Origin of the sequence: Plebeiibacterium sediminum (genome assembly GCF_026013605.1) — a bacterium.
Taxonomy (GTDB): domain Bacteria; phylum Bacteroidota; class Bacteroidia; order Bacteroidales; family Marinilabiliaceae; genus Saccharicrinis; species Saccharicrinis sediminus.
Genome location: NZ_JAPDPJ010000210.1, coordinates 1 through 1,201 on the forward strand (window position 1 = coordinate 1; position 1,201 = coordinate 1,201).

At 32.2% G+C, this 1,201-nt stretch carries 1 protein-coding gene; it reads left to right on the forward strand.

Features of this window, described 5'->3' with window-relative positions:
• Positions 1–170: 170 nt before the first annotated feature.
• A partial coding sequence (locus tag OM075_RS25090) for an IS4 family transposase (protein WP_301193309.1) occupies positions 171–1,201 on the forward strand: 1,031 nt, incomplete at its 3' end.

Sequence of the window (1,201 nt, forward strand, 5' to 3'; positions counted from 1 at the left end):
CAATGTCATTAAGTTAGTGTGTAAGGTATTGAAATACAATACTATGAGTTTGCTATCTGAAATATTTTTACTATCTTAGTTGGGTCAAACAACTAAAAAACAACCTGTTATGAAAGCTAGCGCTCAAATCTAAAAATCGTGCCAAACTATTAAAGTTCATCCTAAATCTCATAGAAAATAACGACTTTTGTTCTAAGCATAAGACAGATAAAAAGCACTTTACCAGAGATCGAATATGGAATTTCAAGACGACCTTCCTATTTATTTGTAATATGCTAAACAAACGTTCTCAATCTGAAATTGACAACTTCTTTTCAAAATTATATAATACTCCAGAAGAAATAAGGCAAGCAACCACCTCTTCATTAACACAATGCAGAGCAAAACTAAGCTTTACAGCCTTTAAGGATGCAATGGAGCAACTTACCCAGTTCTTTTACAAAAACTATAGCTTTAAACAATATTATGGATATAGGCTCATTGCCATTGATGGATCTGTATATACACTCCCTCGTACCGAAGAAACAATAAAGACATTTGGAGAGAATGTATTGTCTGACAGTAAAAAATGGATCAAAGCACAAGTTTCATTCGCAGCAGATGTTTTAAACAATGTTTGTGTAAATGCTGTGATAGGAGCATATAAAGAATCTGAAGAAACACAAGCGAAGGTTCTTTTGGAGTCACTTGGCAACAATAATCTTCTATTATTTGATCGTGGATATTTTAGTCGTTCTTTTTTAAAACAGGTAGCAGAATCAGGCAATCAATTTTGTTTTCGTTTACAAAGAAATGCATGTAGAGAAGTTGTGAAATTTATAAAAGCTAACCACAATGATTGCTTTGAATACATTCAAGTTGAAAATGAGCAAATAAAGGTGCGGCTAACAAAAGTTTTACTTGATACTGGAGAAATAGAGTATTTAATGACATCGCTTTTTGACAAAAAAACATTTAGTCGTAAAAAACTTAAGGCTCTCTATCATATGCGATGGGGAGTTGAGGAACAATACAAGGATATGAAATATGCGATATGTATAGAAAACTTTATTGGTAAAAGCCCCAATGCAATAAAGCAAGAATTTTTTGCCAATATACTAACCTACAATCTTTCAATGATGCTATGCAAATCTCCGATTGATCTCAGATCAAACAAGAAGAAGAAAAAAAGAAAGTATAAAACAAATAAGCGTGCATTATT